Origin of the sequence: Rhodococcus baikonurensis, assembly GCF_040489275.1 — a bacterium.
GTDB classification, from domain to species: Bacteria; Actinomycetota; Actinomycetes; order Mycobacteriales; family Mycobacteriaceae; genus Rhodococcus_F; species Rhodococcus_F baikonurensis.
Window position 1 is genome coordinate 1 of sequence record NZ_JBEUOQ010000070.1, and the last position, 1,380, is coordinate 1,380.

The 1,380-nt window shown below is 58.3% G+C and carries 1 protein-coding gene; it reads left to right on the forward strand.

Annotated features, from left to right (window positions below; genetic code table 11):
- Window positions 1–74: 74 nt before the first annotated feature.
- Window positions 75–1,340: an IS256 family transposase gene (locus tag ABWI03_RS34160; protein WP_003943361.1), complete on the forward strand. Its 1,266-nt coding sequence runs from the start codon at window positions 75–77 to the stop codon at window positions 1,338–1,340.
- Window positions 1,341–1,380 lie beyond the last annotated feature (40 nt).

Consider the following 1,380-nt stretch of genomic DNA (forward strand, 5'->3'; position numbering starts at 1 on the left):
GGGACTGTCTGAATAACGGTGGATCCGGTCCTTGATTCAACACGCCGAGCTGAGCTTGGCGGGAAGGATCGACGATGACCGAAACACTTGATCCCATGGCAGAGACTGAGGTGGATCAGAAGCAGTTGGCCGAGCAGCTCCTGGCTCAGGCCAAGGAGCAGGGCGTGGAGTTGATGGGCCCGAACGGACTCCTCAATCAACTCACCAAAAACGTCCTAGAGACCGCGTTAGACGCGGAGATGACCGAGCACCTGGGCTACGAGAAGCACGATGCCGCCGGCCGCGGCAGCGGCAACTCGAGGAACGGTACCCGTTCGAAGACGGTGCTCACTGAGATCGGGCCGGTGGAGATCGAAGTGCCACGCGACGTCGATTCTTCGTTCGACCCGCAGATTGTTAAGAAGCGTCAGCGACGCTTGACGGGTATCGATGAGATCGTATTGTCATTGACGGCAAAGGGTTTGACGACCGGCGAGATATCCGCGCACTTTCAAGATATTTACGGAGCGTCGGTGTCGAAGGACACGATCTCGCGGATCACCGACAAGGTCGTCGGGGAAATGACGGAGTGGCAGAACCGGCCACTTGATCGGGTGTATCCGGTGATGTTCATCGATGCGGTGCACGTGAAGGTTCGCGATGGGCAGGTCACCAACCGGCCGATGTATGTCGCGATCGGCGTCACCGTCAATGGCGAACGCGACATCCTCGGGATCTGGGCCGGCGAGGGCGGAGAGGGCGCAAAGTTCTGGCTCTCGGTCCTGACCGAGATCAAGAACCGTGGTGTGGCGGACGTCTGCATCGTTGTGTGCGACGGACTCAAAGGATTGCCTGAAGCGATCAACACCGTCTGGGAACTCGCTGTGGTGCAGACGTGCATTATTCATCTGATACGCAACACTTTTCGCTTTGCCTCTCGTAAATATTGGGATGCGATGGCGCGTGATCTCAAACCTGTCTACACCGCTCCGTCGGAGTTTGCGGCCAGGGAACGATTCGCTGAGTTCACGCAGAAATGGGGGCAGCAGTATCCAGCGATTATCAAGATGTGGGACAACGCGTGGAGTGAGTTCGTTCCGTTCCTGGACTACGACGTCGAGATCAGGCGCGTCATCTGCTCGACGAACGCGATCGAGTCTGTCAACGCTCGCTACAGGCGCGCAGTACGGGCGCGTGGGCACTTCCCGACTGAGCAGGCGGCGCTCAAATGCTTGTACTTGGCCACGCGTGCTCTGGACCCGACAGGGAAAGGTAAGGCACGATGGGCAATGAGGTGGAAGCCCGCGCTCAATGCGTTTGCGATCACCTTCGAAGGACGCATCACCCTGAACGGTAACTAACCGACATCAAGGTCGGATCCACCGTTAATCGGACACTCCC